Annotated in this window: 2 protein-coding genes; one reads left to right on the plus strand and one right to left on the minus strand. The window is 72.4% G+C overall.

Going from position 1 to position 2232, the window contains the following annotated elements:
• Window positions 1-452: WYL domain-containing protein (locus GA0115259_RS35365; RefSeq protein ID WP_141716829.1), on the plus strand; the 452-nt coding region annotated here is incomplete at its 5' end.
• 30 nt (window positions 453-482) lie between these two features.
• Here GA0115259_RS35365 and GA0115259_RS35370 read toward each other — a convergent pair.
• On the minus strand, window positions 483-2232 hold a 1750-nt coding region (locus tag GA0115259_RS35370; RefSeq protein WP_218104254.1), incomplete at its 5' end, for a pectate lyase.

Below are 2232 nucleotides of genomic sequence, written 5' to 3' on the forward strand. Positions count from 1 at the left end.
CCCACCGCCCTCCGCCCAGGGCCGCGCCCGCGCCGGTCCCGGACGGGCCGCCGGTGCCGGACGCGACGCTGCTCGGCGCGGCCGTACGGGCGATCAAGGCCGGAGACCTGGCGGCCACGGTCGTCCGCAAGCCGGTCCAGGTGCCGGAGCCGTCCGCGCCTCTCTCGGCCGCGGCGGTCGCCGCCGCAGCCGCGTCCGCCGCCGGGAACGGCGAACTGCCCCGTACGACCTCGGCCGAGACCCTCGCGACCGTCCAGGCCGCCGCCATGACGGGCTCGGCGGTCTGGATCGGCTACGTCAACGCGGACGGCGCGGCCAGCCAGCGCGTCATCGCTCCGGTGCGGGTGGAGGGCGGTTATGTGACGGCGTACGACCACACCGCGGACGAGGTCCGTACGTACCCGCTGCACCGGATCACCGGAGTCGCCGAACTGGCCGACGACCCGGCGTAGCCGGGCGGAGACAGCGCAGAAGCCGTCACATCAGCGTCCGGGCTCCGCCACATACCCGATCAGCTTGGCCATGTTCGCCACATACGCGGCCGAGCTGATGCACAGCGGCGGCTCGGCGGGCCGGTACGGCGGCTCCAGCGGCGGGTCCTTGGGGCCGTACGGCGAGGTGTCGCGCGTATCGCCGACATGCTTGCTCATATACGCCCTGCCGTCGTACGGCTCGGTCGAGCCCGGCCCTCCGTACGGATTGGTGACCGCGTCCATGGGCGTCAGCCAGTGGTCCCGCGTCCCGAGCCCGGCCACGAGCGCCGCCGCCTCCGTGTCCGTCACCACCGGCAGAGGCAGAGGCGCGTCCCGCAGCAGATCGGACAGTTGCAGATCGCGCGGCGAGAAGTAGCGCGGCAGCGGGATGCGCCCGCCGTGCGCGTCGGCGGGCGACAGCGGAGACCGGGCGCGCAGCTCGGCGACCTGGGCCGGAGTCAGCGCGGCCAGCTCCTCGTACGTCGCGCGCAGACCGGCCAGGTCGACGGAGCGGCCCGCCGAGTAGTGGCTGAGCGTGTCCCTGTGGTCGTAGTCGTTGTAGTACGCGCCGTTGCGGATGTTGGAGCCGAAGCGATGGACGAACCGTGCCCGGTTCGTGCCGAGTTCGACAAAGGTCGGATGCGTACGGCCCGTCAGCAGCGGGTTCTCGGCTACCTGAGCGCTCGTCAGCCGACAGCTCTCCAGCCAGTCGAGGGCCTCGGGCACCCGGCGCAGATACGCGCGGTCGCCGGTCAGCCGGAAGTAGTGGAAGAGCTGCTGGACATTGGTCTGGGTGGTGTGGGTGGCGAGGGCGCGCGGTTCGTACGAGCGGGCTCCCGCCGGCGCTCCGGCGGGCCGGCCGCCCTTGGCGCGGGAGAGATGCTGGAGGCCCCAGCCCGCCTGCGGTCCCGGCTGCTGCATCCGGCGCAGACACTCCATCGCCCGGACGACGGGACCGATCAGATCGCGGCGCCCGAGCGTCGACACGCACATCAGCAGGAACTTGATGTTCTCGCCGAGGACGTCGTCGTTGAAGGTGACGTGCTGGGTGTACTCGCCGTCCTCCATGCCGTGCCGTACGCCGGCCGGCAGCCACGGCGGACGCTTCTCGGGCCAGGGCGTACGGCTGACCGAGCCCGGGAACGCCGGGAAGCGCTGCGGCCAGCCGCCGTCGGCGGCTCCGCCCTTGAACTGCGAGGCGAGCAGAAAGCCGATGACGCGGTCGAGCGAGCGCTTGAAGCGCGGATCGCGGCGCTCCGCGTACAGTCGCAGGATGAACTGGGCGGCGGACGAGGTGCCCGCGTCGTCGAAGGTGGCGTTGCCGTAGTAGTGCTGGAACTCCTCAAGACGCCAGCCGTTGGCGCCGATCGTCGCGTACCAGTCGCGCAGGGACTCCTCACCGGCGAAGTCATGGATGTAGTTCCAGCCGCCGACGGGAAGCTGGGCCGCGACGAGCGCGAGACCGGTGCGCTCGGCCGCCCGGTAGCAGACCTCCTCGCCGGTGGCGTGGTACGCGTCGAGCATGCTGTGCCCGACGGACGGCGTGCCGGGCGGCTGGACCCAGCACATGGTGCGCTTGGCCTCCATCTCGCCCCAGGTGACGGAGAGGTCGGGCAGATAGTTCCAGACGTAGCCACCTCTGTAGGAGACGGTCCCGTCCATGAACGCGACGGCCCGGCGCATGGCCCGTACGGTCTCGGCGCGCGGCGCCGGCGCCGGCCGCCCGGGGGAGGCGGTGGCGGTGGCGGGCCGCAGCACG

The sequence above is a fragment of the Streptomyces sp. MnatMP-M17 genome (assembly GCF_900091995.1).
Taxonomy (GTDB): Bacteria; Actinomycetota; Actinomycetes; order Streptomycetales; family Streptomycetaceae; genus Streptomyces.